The organism is Allobosea sp. TAF32 (assembly GCF_052113585.1).
Lineage (GTDB): Bacteria > Pseudomonadota > Alphaproteobacteria > Rhizobiales > Beijerinckiaceae > Allobosea.
In genome coordinates this window covers 51,321-67,725 of record NZ_JBFRDM010000011.1, presented here as the reverse complement: position 1 = coordinate 67,725, position 16,405 = coordinate 51,321, and the positions used below count along the sequence as shown (strand labels likewise).

The 16,405-nt window shown below is 65.7% G+C and carries 19 protein-coding genes; 13 read left to right on the top strand and 6 right to left on the bottom strand.

The window, feature by feature from the left end; all coding sequences use genetic code 11:
- Positions 1–56: 56 nt before the first annotated feature.
- Positions 57–944, bottom strand: coding sequence for a phosphoserine phosphatase SerB (serB, locus tag AB4Z16_RS23710; RefSeq protein ID WP_441513785.1), 888 nt, complete (start codon positions 942–944; stop codon positions 57–59).
- Between serB and miaA the strand changes: the two genes are divergently transcribed.
- Positions 943–1,884, top strand: a complete 942-nt coding sequence (miaA, locus tag AB4Z16_RS23705; protein WP_441513784.1) for a tRNA (adenosine(37)-N6)-dimethylallyltransferase MiaA — start codon at positions 943–945, stop codon at positions 1,882–1,884. The genes serB and miaA overlap by 2 nt on opposite strands.
- Here miaA and AB4Z16_RS23700 read toward each other — a convergent pair whose 3' ends face one another.
- Positions 1,885–3,348: a GGDEF domain-containing protein gene (locus AB4Z16_RS23700; protein ID WP_441513783.1), complete on the bottom strand. Its 1,464-nt coding sequence runs from the start codon at positions 3,346–3,348 to the stop codon at positions 1,885–1,887.
- Between the two features lie 324 nt (positions 3,349–3,672).
- On the opposite strand from AB4Z16_RS23700, the gene AB4Z16_RS23695 reads away from it, so the two are divergent.
- The 5 genes from AB4Z16_RS23695 (at position 3,673) to AB4Z16_RS23675 (ending at position 7,783) form a co-directional block, all read left to right on the top strand.
- On the top strand, positions 3,673–5,436 hold the full coding sequence (locus AB4Z16_RS23695) for an acetolactate synthase 3 large subunit (RefSeq protein WP_441513782.1): 1,764 nt from the start codon (positions 3,673–3,675) through the stop codon (positions 5,434–5,436).
- A gap of 141 nt (positions 5,437–5,577) precedes the next feature.
- Positions 5,578–6,288: an aspartate/glutamate racemase family protein gene (locus AB4Z16_RS23690; RefSeq protein WP_441513781.1), complete on the top strand. Its 711-nt coding sequence runs from the start codon at positions 5,578–5,580 to the stop codon at positions 6,286–6,288.
- The gene (locus tag AB4Z16_RS23685) at positions 6,285–6,968 is read left to right on the top strand and encodes a glutathione S-transferase family protein (RefSeq protein WP_441513780.1); all 684 of its coding nucleotides are present in this window, start codon (positions 6,285–6,287) and stop codon (positions 6,966–6,968) included. Before AB4Z16_RS23690 ends, AB4Z16_RS23685 begins: the two co-directional genes overlap by 4 nt.
- A gap of 48 nt (positions 6,969–7,016) precedes the next feature.
- A complete protein-coding gene (gene ilvN, locus AB4Z16_RS23680) occupies positions 7,017–7,559 on the top strand; it encodes an acetolactate synthase small subunit (protein WP_441513779.1) in 543 nt (180 codons plus the stop codon).
- 2 nt (positions 7,560–7,561) lie between these two features.
- Positions 7,562–7,783 (top strand): hypothetical protein, encoded by a 222-nt coding sequence (locus tag AB4Z16_RS23675; RefSeq protein WP_441513778.1) that lies wholly within the window; start codon positions 7,562–7,564, stop codon positions 7,781–7,783.
- Between the two features lie 3 nt (positions 7,784–7,786).
- Here AB4Z16_RS23675 and AB4Z16_RS23670 read toward each other — a convergent pair whose 3' ends face one another.
- Positions 7,787–8,332: a DUF924 family protein gene (locus AB4Z16_RS23670; RefSeq protein ID WP_441513777.1), complete on the bottom strand. Its 546-nt coding sequence runs from the start codon at positions 8,330–8,332 to the stop codon at positions 7,787–7,789.
- Between the two features lie 143 nt (positions 8,333–8,475).
- On the opposite strand from AB4Z16_RS23670, the gene AB4Z16_RS23665 reads away from it, so the two are divergent.
- The 3 genes from AB4Z16_RS23665 to AB4Z16_RS23655 all read left to right on the top strand — a co-directional run bounded on the left by AB4Z16_RS23665 (position 8,476) and on the right by AB4Z16_RS23655 (position 10,616).
- Positions 8,476–9,141, top strand: a complete 666-nt coding sequence (locus AB4Z16_RS23665) for a TetR/AcrR family transcriptional regulator C-terminal domain-containing protein (RefSeq protein ID WP_441513776.1) — start codon at positions 8,476–8,478, stop codon at positions 9,139–9,141.
- Positions 9,142–9,155: 14 nt separating this feature from the next.
- The gene (ilvC, locus tag AB4Z16_RS23660; protein WP_441513775.1) at positions 9,156–10,175 is read left to right on the top strand and encodes a ketol-acid reductoisomerase; all 1,020 of its coding nucleotides are present in this window, start codon (positions 9,156–9,158) and stop codon (positions 10,173–10,175) included.
- Positions 10,176–10,385: 210 nt separating this feature from the next.
- Entirely contained in the window at positions 10,386–10,616 is a 231-nt protein-coding gene (locus tag AB4Z16_RS23655; protein ID WP_441513774.1) for a hypothetical protein, read from the top strand.
- A gap of 223 nt (positions 10,617–10,839) precedes the next feature.
- On the opposite strand, the gene AB4Z16_RS23650 is transcribed toward AB4Z16_RS23655, so the two are convergent.
- Together AB4Z16_RS23650 and AB4Z16_RS23645 are read right to left on the bottom strand one after the other, a co-directional pair.
- Positions 10,840–11,418 carry a ComEA family DNA-binding protein gene (locus AB4Z16_RS23650; protein WP_441513773.1) on the bottom strand — a complete coding sequence of 193 codons (579 nt, stop codon included), beginning with the start codon at positions 11,416–11,418 and terminating at the stop codon, positions 10,840–10,842.
- 24 nt (positions 11,419–11,442) lie between these two features.
- Positions 11,443–11,967 (bottom strand): DedA family protein, encoded by a 525-nt coding sequence (locus tag AB4Z16_RS23645; RefSeq protein WP_441513772.1) that lies wholly within the window; start codon positions 11,965–11,967, stop codon positions 11,443–11,445.
- A gap of 187 nt (positions 11,968–12,154) precedes the next feature.
- Between AB4Z16_RS23645 and AB4Z16_RS23640 the strand changes: the two genes are divergently transcribed.
- The 3 genes from AB4Z16_RS23640 (at position 12,155) to AB4Z16_RS23630 (ending at position 14,351) form a co-directional block, all read left to right on the top strand.
- The gene (locus tag AB4Z16_RS23640; protein ID WP_441513771.1) at positions 12,155–13,033 is read left to right on the top strand and encodes an ABC transporter ATP-binding protein; all 879 of its coding nucleotides are present in this window, start codon (positions 12,155–12,157) and stop codon (positions 13,031–13,033) included.
- Entirely contained in the window at positions 13,030–13,821 is a 792-nt protein-coding gene (locus tag AB4Z16_RS23635; protein WP_441513770.1) for an ABC transporter permease, read from the top strand. The genes AB4Z16_RS23640 and AB4Z16_RS23635 overlap by 4 nt, the downstream gene beginning before the upstream one ends.
- An 89-nt stretch (positions 13,822–13,910) precedes the next feature.
- On the top strand, positions 13,911–14,351 hold the full coding sequence (locus tag AB4Z16_RS23630) for a cupin domain-containing protein (protein WP_441513769.1): 441 nt from the start codon (positions 13,911–13,913) through the stop codon (positions 14,349–14,351).
- A 75-nt stretch (positions 14,352–14,426) separates the two neighbouring features.
- Here the strand turns inward: AB4Z16_RS23630 and AB4Z16_RS23625 are convergent, their stop codons facing one another.
- Positions 14,427–15,176, bottom strand: a complete 750-nt coding sequence (locus AB4Z16_RS23625) for a bestrophin-like domain (protein WP_441513768.1) — start codon at positions 15,174–15,176, stop codon at positions 14,427–14,429.
- Between the two features lie 177 nt (positions 15,177–15,353).
- On the opposite strand from AB4Z16_RS23625, the gene AB4Z16_RS23620 reads away from it, so the two are divergent.
- The gene (locus tag AB4Z16_RS23620; RefSeq protein WP_441513869.1) at positions 15,354–16,376 is read left to right on the top strand and encodes an ABC transporter substrate-binding protein; all 1,023 of its coding nucleotides are present in this window, start codon (positions 15,354–15,356) and stop codon (positions 16,374–16,376) included.
- Positions 16,377–16,405 lie beyond the last annotated feature (29 nt).

The window sequence follows — 16,405 nt, the reverse complement described above, 5'->3', positions numbered from 1 at the left end:
CCGCCCAGGTCTTTGCTTCGCTTCACCCGGGAAGGGACGCGCTTGCCGCTCTTGGCTCAGACCCGGACGATCTCGCTGCCGGTATAGCCCTGGGCGTAGAGCAGGGCGGTGAGGTCGGCGTGGTCGAGCCTGGCGTCGGCGGCCGCGGCGACCGCCGGCTTGGCGCGAAAGGCTGCGCCCAGCCCGGCTTCGCCGAGCATGGCCAGGTCATTGGCGCCATCGCCGACGGCCAGCGTCGCTTCCGTTGACAGTCCGAACCGTGTACGCAGCTCTATGAGGGCGTCGAGCTTGGCCTGCTTGCCGAGGATGGGATCTGCGACCGCGCCGCGCAGGATGCCGTCATCGGCGAGCAGCGTGTTGGAGCGATGCTCGTCGAAGCCGATCGTCGCGCTGATCGGGCCGGTGAATACCGTGAAGCCGCCCGAGACGAGTGCGGCATAGGCGCCGTTGGCGCGCATGGTACGGACGAGTTCTCGTCCGCCGGGCGTCAGGGTGATGCGATCGCGGATGATCTCGTCGACGACCGAGAGCGGCACGCCCTTGAGCAGCGCGACGCGCTCGCGCAGCGCCGGCTCAAACTCGATCTCGCCGCGCATCGCCCGCTCGGTGATCGCCGCGACATGCTCCTTGAGGCCGACGACGGCCGCGAGCTCGTCGATGCATTCCTGCCCGATCATGGTCGAATCCATATCGGCGAGGAACAGTGCCTTGCGGCGCGTCGCGGCCGGCTGGACGATGACGTCGATCGCAGCGCCCTCCAGCGCCGTACGGATATCAGCTTCGAGCTTGCGCGCATCGGCAGCTTCCGCGAAGAGATCGGCGGCGATCATGGGGTCGAGCGCAGCGGTGCGGACCACTCCCGGAACGGTGCGGGTGAGACGGGCGAGAAGCGCCTCGCCGACCAGCGCCTGGCCGTGGGCGGATACGAGTGTGGCGACAAGCATGCGAGGACCGGTGGGACAGGCGGAAAGACAGCTCAGGGCGGTGCTCATCGCAGGTCCGACCGCCAGCGGCAAGTCCGCGCTGGCGATCGAGATCGCGCGCCGCACCGGCGGCACCGTCGTCAACGCCGATTCCATGCAGGTCTATGGCGATCTGCGCATCCTGACCGCCCGGCCGAGCCAGGCGGAGGAAGCCATGGCGCCGCACCGCCTCTACGGCCATGTCGACGGCGCCGTGAATTATTCGGCGATGCGCTATGCCGAGGATCTGGCGACACTGCTGGCGGATTTGCAGAGGCAGGGCTCGCTGCCGATCCTGGTCGGCGGCACCGGCCTTTATTTCAAGGCGGTGACCGAGGGGTTCTCGGCCATGCCGGCGGTTCCCGAGAGTGTGCGGACCGCCTTTCGCGCCCATGCCGATGGACTTGATACGGCGGCGCTCCATGCCGAGCTGGCGGCCTGCGATCCGCTGATGGGGGAGCGGTTGCGGCCGACCGACCGCATGCGGATCATGCGGGCGCTCGAAATCTTCCGCGCGACCGGGCGCTCGCTGGCAAGCTTCCAGGGCGGACGCGAGCAGGGACCGCTCGGCGAGGAGGGGCTGCTGCGGCTTTTCCTCCATCCCGAGCGCGAAGCCGTGCGCCAGCAGATCGACCGGCGTTTCGAGACGATGATCGCGGCCGGCGCGCTCGACGAGGTCGAGCGGCTGAAAGGGCGCGGGCTCGATCCGCTGCTGCCGATCATGCGCGCGCATGGCGTGCCGGGGTTGATCGCCCATCTCGACGGCGAGATTACACTGGACGAGGCGATCAAACGCGGACAGGCCGATACGCGCGCCTATGCCAAAAGGCAGGTGACCTGGTTCCGGCATCAGATGGCAGGGTGGCGGGCGGTTGCACCAGCCGAGGCGCTGGCGGTTGCAAGCGAAGAACTTAGGATCTGATCAGGCCGCGGCGGCGACGGCGTCGGGGGGAGGAGCCAGTCCTAGCCGGTTGCGGCCCTCGTTCTTGGCCCGGTAGAGCGCCTGATCAGCCCGCGCCGTCAGGGATGCGAGCGCTTCGCCGGGATGGCGCGCGGCGATGCCCAGGCTTGCAGTGACGCGCAGCGCCAGCGTTTCCGAAACCGGCATGGAGCGGGTGAGCAGCGCATCTTGGATCTGGCGTGCGCTCGAAGCAGCGGAGGCCAGGTCGCAGTCCTGCAGCAGGACTGCAAACTCTTCACCACCGAAGCGCCCGACGAGATTGCGCTCGTTGCGAAACTGCCCGAGCAGAAGATCGGCGAAAGCGCGGATCACGGCATCGCCAGCCGGATGGCCGTAGCTGTCGTTGACCAACTTGAAATGATCGAGGTCGACGATGATCAGGGCCAACTCCGAACCTTCCGCCTCGCTGGCCGCGATCGCCGCATTGGCCTTTTCGGTGAAGGAGCGGCGGTTGAGCAGCGCGGTCAGCGGATCGGTCTCGGCCAGGCGCCTGAGCTCGCGCTCGCGCTCCTCGCGCTGGCCGATCTCCTCGGACAGCGCCCGCCGCGTGGCCCGTTCGCGGCCGATCTCCAGCGCGAGCGTGGCGGCGCGCAGTTGCAGCGTCTGGTTGGCGACGGTGAGGTCGGTGATGTCGGTGAGGGTCAGCAGCAGGCCGTCCCCCAGCGGGGCGATGGCGATGCGCAGCCAGAGCGTCTTGCCCTGCTGTGTGAAGGAGGTCTCCAGCGTATCGGCGCGCTGGAGCTCAACCGCATAGACGCAGCGTTGCCAGATCGACGCGGAGAGGAAGGGCAGGCTCTCGCGCCCGTCGGTGTCGAGGAGATCGGTGTCGGGGCGCCCGCTGAGTTCGGCCGCGCGGCGATTGGCGGTGACAACGACAGCTTGCTCGATGCCGCCAAGGTCGTCCCGGATCGCGCGCAACGCCACGATGCCGCTCGGTGAGGTGTCGAGCACGGCGTTGAGCAAATCCTCGCGGAACTGCAGCGGCCGGCCGAAGGCGAGCACGAATCGGCGCCCATCCCGCGCGATCGTCGGCAGCAGCAGTCGCTCCCAGAGCGCGACGCGCACCGTACTACTCGAGCGATGCACGGTGTAGAGCGGCCGGTCTTCGGCCAGAGCCTGGTCGAGGCTGTCGATAGTAAAGCGCGCGACCTGCGGGCGCATGCCCGAGACGCGCTGCCCCAGGCGGGTGGCGCCGGAATAGCGCACGATCTCGCGTCCGAAATGCAGCCAGCGATAGTCGCCGTCTCCCGTGGGCTCGAGGATCATCAGATCTTCGCCGAAAAGGGGCAGGATTTCCGCCGCGAACTCCTCATAGGCGACCGGGGCGCCCTCGCGCTCATGCAACGCGAAGCGGCGCAGGATCTTGGCGATCTGCGGCGCATGGCTGCGCGCCGCGATGTTCTCGCTGTGGACTTCGTAGTACATGTCCGTCCCGGTTTAAGCGCGCGGATACTACGAAGGACGGATTGAGAAATCGTTCCGTAGCGTCACCGGATTTTCGCGAGTGCCGCAGACCCGCCGGTAACCATGTTGTTGGCGCTTGACCGAGAGGGCGCTCTCCGCTAGCGTTCGCGCAACTTCCGCCAAGGACCATGAGCGCGATGCGCAAGCTTATTCTCGTAGAGGTGCGCTGGTAGGGGCCGGTTTCACAACCGGGCGTCCCCGACGCCAGCGCACGCCCAGGCCCCTCCGAGGGCCTTTTTTATTGCCTGAATTCCCAGACCAGAAGATCAGCCTCAGGAGAGCGTAATGAGCGAGATGATGACCGGCGCCGAGATGGTCGTCCGCGCGCTTCAGGACCAGGGTGTCGAGCACCTGTTCGGTTATCCCGGCGGCGCCGTACTCCCGATCTACGACGCCATCTTCCAGCAGGACAAGGTCAAGCATGTCCTCGTCCGGCACGAGCAGGGCGCGGTCCATGCCGCCGAGGGCTATGCCCGCTCCGGCCCTGGCAAGGTCGGCTGCGTGCTCGTCACCTCCGGCCCCGGCGCGACCAACGCCGTCACCGGCCTGACCGATGCGCTGCTCGACTCGATCCCGCTCGTCGTCATCACGGGCCAGGTTCCGACGCATCTGATCGGCTCCGACGCCTTCCAGGAATGCGATACCGTCGGCATCACCCGGTCCTGCACCAAGCACAATTATCTGGTGAAGAGCATCCACGATCTGCCGCGGGTGCTGCACGAGGCCTTCTATGTCGCGGCGAACGGCCGCCCGGGCCCGGTCGTCATCGACATCCCGAAGGACATCCAGTTCGCGACCGGCACCTATAGCCGCCCGCGCGACAACCAGCACAAGACCTATCGCCCGGTGGTCAAGGGCGACCTCGCCAAGATCAAGGCGGCGGTCGAGCTGATCGCCGGCGCGAAGAAGCCAGTCTTCTATACGGGCGGCGGCGTCATCAATTCCGGTCCGCACGCCTCCGCGCTGCTGCGCGAACTGGCGCGGCTGACCGGCTATCCGGTCACCTCGACGCTGATGGGGCTCGGTGCTTTCCCGGCGGCGGACAAGCAGTGGCTCGGCATGCTCGGCATGCACGGCACCTACGAGGCCAATCTGGCGATGCATGATTGCGACGTCATGATCAATATCGGCGCGCGCTTCGACGACCGCATCACCGGGCGGATCGACGGCTTCTCGCCGCGCTCGAAGAAAATCCATATCGATATCGACCCGTCCTCGATCAACAAGACGGTCAAGGCTGATATCGGCATCGTCGGCGATTGCGCCCATGTCCTCGAAGACATGGTCCGGATCTGGCGCGAGAGCAGCCCGCAGGTCGACAAGACGGCGCTCGCCAGCTGGTGGACGCAGATCGAAGGCTGGCGCGGGCGCAAGAGCCTCGCCTACAAGCAGTCCGATACGATCATCAAGCCGCAATACGCGCTGGAGCGGCTCCATGCGCTGACCAAGGACCGCGACACCTACATCACGACCGAGGTCGGTCAGCATCAGATGTGGGCGGCGCAGTACCTGCATTTCCAGGAGCCGAACCGCTGGATGACTTCGGGCGGACTCGGCACGATGGGCTACGGCCTGCCGGCGGCGATCGGCGTGCAGATGAAGCATCCCAAGGCGCTGGTCATCGATGTCGCGGGCGAGGCCTCGATCCTGATGAACATGCAGGAGATGTCGACGGCGGTGCAGTACCGGCTGCCGGTCAAGATCTTCATCCTCAACAACGAGTATATGGGCATGGTGCGCCAGTGGCAGGAGCTGCTGCATGGCGGGCGCTATTCGGAAAGCTATTCGCAGTCGCTGCCGGACTTCGTGAAGCTCGCCGAGGCCTATGGCGGCCACGGCATCCGCTGCGACGATCCCGCAAAGCTCGACGCCGCGATCATGGAGATGATCGAGACGCCCGGCCCGGTGATCTTCGACTGCCACGTCGCCAAGGAAGAGAACTGCTTCCCGATGATCCCGTCGGGCAAGGCGCATAACGAGATGATCCTGCCTGATTTCGAAGGCGATACCGGCCAGATCATCGACGCCAAGGGCAAGCAGCTCGTTTGACGAAGCATCGTCATGCTCGGGCTTGACCCGAGCATCTCAGGCGGAGCGAGGCGCCGGCCGGCGCCCTTCCGTCAGGAGATTCTCGGGTCGAAGCCCTGCTTCGCCCGAGAATGACGGCAGCGGTCCGAGAAGGAAAACACCATGGCCACCATCGGTCTGATCGGCGGGATGAGCTGGGAGTCGACCGCGGTCTACTACCGGCTGCTCAACGAGGGCGTGCGGGCGCGCGCTGGCGGGCTGCACTCGGCCGACGTATTGCTGCATTCGGTCGATTTCGCTGGCATCGCCGAGATGCAGGCGCAGGGCGATTGGGCTGCTGCGGGCGCGGCGCTGGCCGAGAGCGCGCGCCGGCTGGAACGCGCCGGCGCCTCCTGCCTCGTGCTCTGCACCAACACCATGCACAAGGTGGCCGACCGGATCACGGGCGCGACCAAGCTGCCCTTCCTGCATCTGGCGGATGTGACGGCGCGGGCGATCCGCGCCACACCGTCCCGCCAGCCGCTGCTGCTGGCGACGCGCTTCACCATGGAGCAGAACTTCTATCGCGACCGGCTGAAGGCCTTCGGTGTCGAGCCGCTGGTGCCGCAGCCGCAGGAACGCGACGAGGTTCACCGCATCATCTATGAAGAGCTGTGCCGCGGCCGTGTCGAGGCGACCTCGCGCGAGCGCTATCGTGCCATCGTCGAGCGGGCGGTGCGGGAGGAGGGCGCCGACGGCGTGATCCTCGGCTGCACCGAGATCACGCTGCTGGTCTCTCAGGCTGATTTTCCGGTCCCGGTCTTCGATACCACCGCGCTGCATGTCGAGGCGGCGCTTGATTTCGTCGGCGAAGCCGAGAGCGTGGCCGCATGAAGCTGCTGATCGGCAACAAATGCTATTCGTCATGGTCCCTGAGAGCCTGGCTGCTGATGCGCGCCAAGGGGATCGGCTTCACCGAAAAGCTCGTCCCGCTCGACGAGCCCGGCTTCAAGGAAGCGATCTTCGCTGAGGCTCGCGGCAGCGGCGGCACCGTGCCGACGCTGGTCGATGGCGATGTCGCCGTCTGGGAGACGCTGGCCATATGCGAATATCTGCACGACAGGCATCCTGATGCCGGGATCTGGCCACGCGAACCGAAAGCCCGCGCTCATGCGCGCGCCATCTCCAGCGAGATGCATGCCGGCTTCACGGCGCTGCGCGGCGCTTGCCCGATGAATCTCGGCAAGCGCTTCCCGGCCCGCGACCGCGGGCCGGGTGTTGCCCGAGACGTCGAGCGCATCACCGCGCTGTGGCGGCAGGCGCGCGAGCGCTTCGGCGGAGAGGGCCCGTTCCTCTATGGCGCGTTCTCGGCGGCGGATGCGATGTACGCTCCGGTCGTCACCCGCCTGGACACCTACGCCATCGCCGTCGATCCGGCCTCGCAGGACTATATGCGAGCGGTTCTGGCGCTGCCGGCCTATCGTGAATGGCTTGCCGCTGCGCTCGACGAGCCCTGGATCGTCGAACAGGACGAGGTGGACGAACCCGCCCTCGTCGATCTCCGCCAATCCTGAGCCTTCCTCTCAGCCCATCTTCCGCTCCAACCCGCCTACAGGTCCGTCATGTCGAAGCCCGCCACCCACTATCCGAACGCCCCGAAGTCCCAGCCGGTCGCGCGCCACACTTTGGCGGTGATCGTCGACAACGAACCGGGCGTTCTTGCCCGCATCGCCGGGCTATTCTCTGGGCGCGGCTACAATATCGAGAGCCTCACCGTCTCCGAAACCGAGCATGAGAAGCATCTCTCGCGCATCACGGTCGTGACCTCCGGCACCGCCAGCGTCATCGACCAGATCAAGGCGCATCTCGACCGGCTCGTCCCGGTTCACCGCGTCGTCGACCTGACCGAGCAGGGCGAGGCGCTGGAGCGCGAGCTGGCCCTGGTCAAGGTCGTCGGCAAGGGCGAGTACCGGGTCGAGGCGATGCGGCTGGCGTCAGCCTTCGGCGCACGCACCCTCGACGCTTCGCTGACCTCCTTCGTCTTCGAGCTGACCGGCTCGACCGAGGAGATCGAGCGCTTCATCAAGATGATGACGGTGGTCGGCCTTACGGAAGTCTCCCGCACCGGCATCGCCGCGATGAGCCGCGGCCCAGAGGCGATGTGAGCATGGCGCTGACGCCAGAGGTGCTCAGCCTGGTCGCGCTGGGGCTCGGCCTCGTCGGTTTTGCCTGCCTTGCCGGGCCGGTGCTGATGCGCCTGTTCGGCCGGGCGCCGGCCGAACCGCTGGGCAGCGGCAAGAGCCTGCGCTCGCCGCTGTGGTGGGCGGGGTTTATCCTGACGATCGCCGCGATCTTCCTGCAGCGGCTGGCGAGCCAGCAGGGCGGCTGAGTTTCAGCCGCTGAAGCCGCCCTCGTCGAGGAAAGCTCTCTCCGGCGCCGTGGTCGCGCGCCCGAGCACCGGGTTGCGGTGGGGGAAGCGGCCGAAATCGCGGATGATGTCGCGATGAACCCCGGCGTATTTCACGCCCTCGGGATCTTCGGCGGCGGCGCAGAGCGCGATGCAGCGCTCCTGATCCACAAGCTCTTCAGAGTGCATGAAAGGCATGTAGAAGAAGCGCTTCTCGGGTGCCTCGTAGGCATCGTCGAAGCCGCGCGCGATGGCGCGCTCCGCAATGGCGAGCGCCTGCGCGTCGGTGGCGAAGGCACGCGGGCTGTTGCGGAACATGTTGCGCGGGAACTGATCGAGCAAGATCACCAGTGCATAGACACCTTCGGGGGTCGCCTCCCAGGCGCCGAGCTTTCCGGCCGCTGCAGCCTCATGAACGGGCAGGAAGCGCCGGATAATCTCCGCATCGAAGGTATCGTCCTTGACGAACCATTTTTCGGGACCGGCCTCGCGCCAGAATGCGACGATATCGGCGGCGTTGGGCAGGCTCATGCAAGGCTCCGTTCTTCAGGCGATCGAGCTCCAGAGATAATTCTTCCATGGGCCGCCGCCAGTCCTGAAAAACGCTTGCCCACGGGCAGCGGCTGCGCTAGACGACTGAACCGTAACGTACGGTACTGGATTTCTCCGAGACCATGACGCAGGCTCAGGCAGAGACGCAAGGCGAGGCGCTCACCGCGCGCCAGCAGGCCGTGCTCGACGCCGTGCTCAGCCTGATGGTCGAGAAGGGCAGCGGGCTCACGATGACCGCTGTCGCGCGGCGCGCCAGTTGCTCCAAGGAAACGCTCTACAAGTGGTTCGGCGACCGCGACGGACTGCTGACCGCGACGGTGCAGTGGCAGGCCTCGAAGGTGCGGGCAGGCAATTACGATCGGCAGAATCTCGACGCCGGCACCCTGCGCGAGAGCCTGAAGGGCTTCGCTGCGAACTGGCTCGACGTGATTTCAAGCCCGACCTCGATCGCGCTCAACCGCGTCGCCGTCAGCCAGGCGGCGTCCCGCGACGGCAATCTCGGCTCGATCGTGCTGGCGAACGGCCGCTTCGCCATCGGCGAGCGGCTGAAGCCGGTGCTCGATGCCGGCCGGGAGGCGGGCCTCATCGCCTTCGATGATACCGAGACGGCGTTCCGCACTTTCTTCGGCCTCGCGGGCCGCGACGTCCAGATCCGGCTGCTGCTCGGCGATACGCTGACCCTGAGCAGGGCCGAAATCGCGCGCGATGCGGAGCGCGCAACCGAGCAGTTTCTCACCCTCTACGGCGCGGCACAGAACGATCCGGGCCGGAAGACGAACAACGCGTGACAAAGGAGACACCCATGCGCGTCTATTACGATCGTGATGCCGACATCAACCTGATCAAGGGCAAGAAGGTCTGCATCGTCGGCTATGGCTCGCAGGGCCATGCCCATGCGCTGAACCTGCGCGATTCCGGCGTCAAGGATATCATCATCGCGCTCAAGGCCGGTTCGGCCACGCGCAAGAAGGCCGAGGATGCCGGCTTCAAGGTGATGACGCCGGCCGAGGCCGCCAAGGTGTCGGACATCATGATGATGCTGACCCCCGATGAGCTGCAGGGCGACATCTATCGCGACGAGCTGCACGCCAACATGAAGGAGGGTGCCGCTCTCCTGTTCGCGCACGGCCTCAATGTGCATTTCAACCTGATCGAGCCGCGCAAGGACCTCGACGTGCTGATGGTCGCCCCGAAGGGCCCCGGCCACACCGTGCGCTCGGAGTATCAGCGCGGCGGCGGCGTGCCGACCCTGATCGCGATCCATCAGGACGCGACCGGCAACGCCCATGACCTCGGCCTCTCCTATGCCTCGGCCAATGGCGGCGGCCGCGCCGGCATCATCGAGACCACCTTCAAGGAAGAGTGCGAGACCGATCTCTTCGGCGAGCAGGTCGTGCTCTGCGGCGGCCTGGTCGAGCTGATCAAGGCTGGCTACGAGACGCTGACCGAGGCGGGCTATGCTCCCGAGATGGCCTATTTCGAGTGCCTCCACGAAGTGAAGCTGATCGTCGACCTCATCTATGAGGGCGGCATCGCCAACATGAACTACTCGATCTCGAACACCGCAGAGTACGGCGAGTACGTCACCGGCCCGCGGATCATCACGGCCGAGACCAAGGCCGAGATGAAGCGCGTCCTCACCGACATCCAGTCGGGCAAGTTCACCCGCGACTGGATGCTCGAGAACAAGGTCAACCAGACCTCGTTCAAGGCGACCCGCGCCCGCTATGCCGCCCATCCGATCGAGGAAGTCGGCGCCAAGCTCCGCGACATGATGCCGTGGATCAAGGCCAAGGCCCTGGTCGACAAGACCAAGAACTGAGCCAAGCTTGAGAGATTGATTCAAACGGTTGCGGGATCGATTCTGGTCTCCCTCATAACCGATTGATATCGAAGGTCTTTGATCATTTGCGGGCGGCGGTCGAAAGGCCGCCGCCCGCTCCATTTGGGTGGTTCAGGAACACCATGGGCCGACAGGCGTTTCCCTTGTGGTGCGCGGCCGAAAGGCCGGCGAAACACCAAGGAGACGGACATGCCTGTCGATGCCCGGCCCAGAGTGCCCGTGCAGGATCTGGAGAAGCTGCGTGGAGGCGACCCGTTGCCGCCGCTGCGAGCCGACGATCACAGCGATGCCGACCCGGCGGTGGAGACGCCCGTCGAGGCGCGGCAGGGTTTCCTGGGGCGGCCGGTGCTGGTCGTGCTGATAGCGGGGCTCGCCTTGGCCGTGATCGCGTGGATCGCGGTCGAACTGCTCGTCTACTGAGTTTCTTGCTTAAGACGGATCGTGTTTGCCTGCTGCCTGGGGAGGCTGCGATGGAACTGTTGCGGATTCTCGAAGCGCCCATTGTCATCCGGATCGTGCTGGCGCTGTCTCTGGCGATGATGCTGGCGATCGTTCTCGGCCTGCTTTAGCTCACGCCGCCGCTGCGATCGATGCCGTGATTCGCGAAGGCCTCCGGCGCAGGGCGCCGGAGGCCTTTCGTCGATCAGAAGGTGACCTTGTCCTTGATCTCGGCCTCGACGTTCGAGGGCAGGGTTCCGCGTTTCACCAGATCGGCGAAATCCTTGAATTTCGCTTTGCTCCGCTCGTCGATGATCTTCTTGGAACGGGCCTCGCCGATGCCCTTGAGGGTGTCGAGCTCGGCGGCAGTGGCCGTGTTGATATTGATCTTCTTGGTTTGGGTGGCAGCGGGCTGGGCGGCAGCAGGTGTCGCCGGCTTGGTCGCAGGGGCCGCCTGCGTTGCCGGGGCGGCGGGCGCCGTGACAGGCGCGGCTGGCTTCGCGGCGGGGGCTGGCTGCGTTGCGGTCTGGGCGAAAGCCTGGCCGCCCATGGCGGCAAGCGCGACGAGGGGAAGCAGGAAACGGGACATCGTCATGGCAGGGACCTCGTTGGGTCGGCCCGGATCGTCGCATCCGACGGGGGCCGGGTCCCGCCGCCAGACGACGCTGGCGGCTTGGAGCCGTTCAGCGTGCCGCGCCGCGCTCGCCGAGATGGTGGCGTGCCGCGATGCGACGACGTGAATAGGCGCCTTTCGAATTGAACCGATGCCGAATGCCGCGTTCACCCGGCAGTCAGCTTACTGGCGGCTTCAGCGCGCGAGGAATTCGCTGATGCGGCCGACGCCGTAGAGCAATCCGAAGCCCCAGGCGAAGGAGGCGGCCCAGTTCGCAAGCTGGAAGGCCCAGAACGGCATGGCGACGAGGCCGGCGACGATCGCGATCACCGCCCGCAGCGGCCCGAAGAAGTGTCCGATCAGGATGCTGGCAATGCCCCATTTCTCGAAGAAGGCGTGGCCGCGGTCCAGCAGTTCGGGGTTCTTGGTGAAGGGCCAGTAGTCGTGGACGCGCGGGCCGAGGACGAGCCCCGCCCAGTAGGACACCCAGAAGCCGGCACCGGCGCCGAGCGAGGCCGCCAGCGCGAGCGGCACGAGGTTGAGGCCCGAGGCCCCCGCGACGGCGCCGAAGGTGGTGAAGAACACCGTGGCCGGCACGAGCCAGGAGAGAATCGCGACGCATTCGGCGAAGGCGACCGCGAACACGATCGGTATCGCCCATTGCTGATTGGCCTGCATGAACTCGACGAGCGCCTTCATGGCTTGTTCGATGTCGGCCATGGCGTTCGGCTCGGCTCCTGCGGGGTCGGGTCGGCTCAGCCATATGGCTGCGTCAGCGGATCGATGCAAGCGGCGGGCAGCCGCATGGCGTGGCGGCGTTGCCTTCCCGGAACGATCGCCTATTAATTTCGGCAACACAGAAAAGCTGACGGCGCCGCGCAAGGCGGCCGACGAGGAAACGGATTTCATGGAGTTGCAGGATCGCCCGCATGCTCATGCGGGGGCAGCGCCGGTTTCGTCGGGGGATCCGGCGGTGGCGCTCGGCGGCATCGGCATCACTTTCCATCTCGCCGATGGCGGGCGCTATCAGGCGGTCAAGGGCGTCGACCTCAAGGTCCATCCCGGCGAGTTCGTCTCGATCGTCGGGCCGACCGGTTGCGGCAAGTCCACGCTGCTCAACGCGGCGGCGGGGCTGCTGTCGCCGTCGGCAGGTTCTGTCGGCATATTCGGCAAGCCGCTCGTGGGTTTGAACCGGCGCGCCGGCTATCTCTTCCAGCAGGACGCGCTGATGCCGTGGAAAACGGCGCTGGACAACGTCAAGGTCGCGCTGGAGCCGATGGGCGTGCCCGAGCGCGAGGCGGACCAGCGCGCGCGCGAATGGCTTGCGCGTGTGGGCCTGCGGACCTTCGTCGACCGCTACCCGCACATGCTCTCGGGTGGGCAGCGCAAGCGCGTCAGCCTGGCGCAGATGCTGATCCGCAATCCCGAGATCCTGCTGATGGACGAGCCCTTCGGGCCGCTCGACGCGCAGACCCGGCAGATCATGGGCAATCTGCTGCTCGACCTCTGGTCCCGCGACCGCAAGGCGCTGATGTTCGTGACGCACGACCTCGAAGAGGCGATCGCGCTGTCCGACCGTGTCGTGGTGATGTCGGCAGGGCCGGCGGCGGGGATCGTCGCGGACTACAAGGTCGACCTGCCGCGTCCGCGCGATATCGCAGACATCCGGCTGGAGAAGGCCTTCCACGAGATCCATCGCGACATTTGGACCTCGCTGCGCGTCGAGGTGCAGAAGGCTTATGCGATGGGCGAGGGCCGCGAACTCGTCGGAGGAGATGCATCGTGAGGCGGCTGAAGCTCATCTCGCTCCAGATCCTGGTGATGATCGCATTCCTGCTGTTCTGGCATGTTGCGACGACCACGAGCCTGTTCGGCGACGTCAAGACGATCCAGTTCTTCTTCTCGACGCCGGTTGCGGTGCTGACGCGGACCTTCAAGCAGCTCACCAGCGCCGACATCTACTGGCATCTTGGCATCACGCTGACCGAGACGGTGCTCGCCTTCGTCATCGGCTCGCTCGCCGGCATCCTGTTCGGCTTCGCCTTCGCGCGGCGCGAGCTGCTCTCGGCTGTGTTCGATCCCTATATCAAGGCGGCGAACGCCCTGCCGCGTGTAGTGCTGGCGCCGATCTTCGCGCTCTGGTTCGGGCTGGGCATCTGGTCGAAGGTGGCGCTGGGCTTCACGCTCGTCTTCTTCATCGTGTTCTTCAATGTCTACCAGGGCGTGCGCGAGGTCTCGCCGACGATCCTGGCCAATGCGCGCATGCTCGGGATGAACGAGCGCCAGCTCTTCAAGCATGTCTACTGGCCGTCGGCGCTGACCTGGATGTTCTCCTCGCTGCACACTTCGGTCGGCTTCGCGCTGGTCGGCGCTGTCGTGGGCGAATATCTCGGATCCTCGGCCGGGCTCGGCTACAAGATCCACGAGGCAGAGAGCGTCTTCGACGTGACCGGCGTGTTCTCGGGCATGCTGATCCTGGCGATCTTCGTCATCGCCATCGACGCGCTGGTGACGATGATCGAGAAGCGGCTCCTGGTCTGGCGGCCGGCGCAGAGCACGACGACGGTGGCCTGATGGCGGCCAAGCCCGTGGCGGAAACCGTAGCTTCCTCTTCGTCAGATCGCTAGGATCGGAGCATCGCGGGCAAGATTGGGGAGGTTCCGGTGGCCGAAACGGCCGAAACGATCAGCATCGGTGGGCTGCTCCTGGAGTTTCTGCACGACAAGGACGAAACCGAAGGCAGCGTCGATGTCTTTCGGATGACCGTGGCTCCCAAGGGGAGGGTTCCCGTGCCTCACCATCACGAGAGCTGGGACGAGACGCTCTACGGTCTCGACGGAACCTTGACGTTCACGATCGATGGCCGCGACATCGCCTTGCAACCCGGTCAGTCGGCCTTCATTCGGCGTGGCGTCGTCCACGGCTTCCGGAACGACAGCGATCGGGCGGCGAGTTGCCTCTGCATCCTGTCGCCCGGCGTACTGGGGGCCGGATATTTTCGTGAGATCGCCGGTTTGCTGGTCGGTGGCGGGCCGCCCGATCCCGCCGCGGTGAAGGAGGTCATGCTCCGCCACGGCCTCGTTCCCGCAGTGACGGCGGGCTGAGCGACGGACGGCCAAGGCCATGCAGGACGACGCGGCGGGCACGCCGCTGTTTCGGCCGGTGGCCTTTTGGCCGTTCTACCGGCGCATTTCCGTCAGCGCCCTCTGCAAGGGAGCGGGCGAGATCTGGATAGGCCCGTCGAAGGGCGCGTCCATGTCCACGATCAGGTAGATCGCTCCGCCGATCAGAGCCGCAGCCGCGATGAAGCCCGTCATGACTACGGCGTTCCGCGGTGCCCGGAAACCGAAGATTGCGAAGATCAGGACCAGCCAGGCGACGACCATCAGCATCAGCGATCGGGGCAGCGAGCCCTCGGCCTGTTCCACCAGGCTCCAGCGCAACTCGAGCGCCTTGCGGTACTGCTCGCGCATGTCGTTCCAGATCGAGAGCTGGGGATCGTGGCTCGGTTCGAGGGCGCGCAGGCGGGTTCCGACGTCCTCGAGCAATTGTTCGGAGGTCTTGTCCGAAAGCCCGCCTTCAGCAGTCCAGCGGCCGTTCGCGGCGCGCTCGGTATAGGCGAGAAGTCTCTGGCGGGTTTCGCTGGCTTCCGGACCATAGAGGAACAACATCCGGTCGAGGAGAATCAGCTCGGTGGCGTAGCGGTGAACGTCCTGGTTGACGCCATCGAACCTGCTCTTCGCCGAGGTGATCATGAGGCCGAGCACCAGGGACGTCATCACGACGAAGATGTTGGCGATGAGGTGCAGGACCTTCTGCGTATCGTCCAGCCTTTGATGCTCCGGGAGACGCTGGTAGCAGAACAACGCGCCCAGCGAGGCTGTGGTCAGGCAGACAAACACGAATATGGCGATGCGCGCCTCGTTCATGGCCGGCCCTCGTCTTGCAATTGCAACGGGTAGACATGCGTGGACAAACCAGACGGCACCGCCTTGTCGGCTGGCTCGGGATTCTTGCTCCCATTGTTCAATCTAGCCTATGTTCGACGCGAATGCGCGCCCGTCAGAAGCGCCAGCAGGTCCAACCCCGGAGGAAAATCCATGCTCTTGTCCCGCCGCAGCGCGCTGGCCGCGCTCGCCCTTTCGACCGCGCTCGGCGCGGCGTCAAATGCGCTCGCCCAGAATGCCGAGAAGCCGAAGCTGACGCTCGGCGTCGGCGGCAAGCAACTGCTCTACTACCTGCCGCTCACCGTCGCGGAGAAGAAGGGCTTCTTCAAGGAGCAGGGCCTCGACGTCGAGATCAATGATTTCGGCGGCGGCGCCAAGTCGCTTCAGGCGCTCGTCGGCGGCTCGGTCGATGTCGTGACCGGCGCTTACGAGCACACCATCCGCATGCAGGCGAAGGGCCAGGACATCCGCGCGGTGATCGAGCTCGGCCGCTTCCCGGCGATCACCATCGCCGTGCGCAAGGATCTGGCCGACAAGGTGAAGTCGGCGGCCGATTTCAAGGGCCTCAAGATCGGCGTGACGGCGCCGGGCTCCTCGACGGCACTGACTGCGCAGTACGCCATGGTGAAGGCGGGGCTGAAGGCGACGGATGCCCCGATCATCGGCGTCGGTGCCGGCGCGAGCGCCGTCGCGGCGATCAAGCAGAAGCAGGTCGACGTGATCTCGCATCTCGACCCCGTGACATCGAAGCTCGAGGCCGACGGCGACATCGTGTCGCTGATCGACACCCGCACCGAGGCCGGCACCAAGGCGCTGTTCGGCGGGTCCAACCCGGCTGCGGTGCTCTATCTCAAGAACGATTTCGCCGAGAAGAACCCGGTCACGACACAGAAGCTGGTCAACGCCTTGATGAAGTCGCTCAAATGGCTGGAAACCGCAAAACCCGAAGATGTTGCGGATCTCGTGCCGGAAGAGTTCCTGCTTGGCGACAAGCCGCTCTACATCCGTGCGGTCAAGAATTCGCAGGAAAGCTATTCGCGCACCGGCATCTCCACGCCCGACGGCATGAAGAGCATGTACGACTCGCTCAAATTGCTCGATCCTGAGTTGACTAATTCAAATGTCGATCTGTCGAAGACCTTCATCGATAGCTTTGCCAAGAAGGCGGCGTCAGGCTCTTGACGCGATGCGTCTGATCTAGAACTGTCATT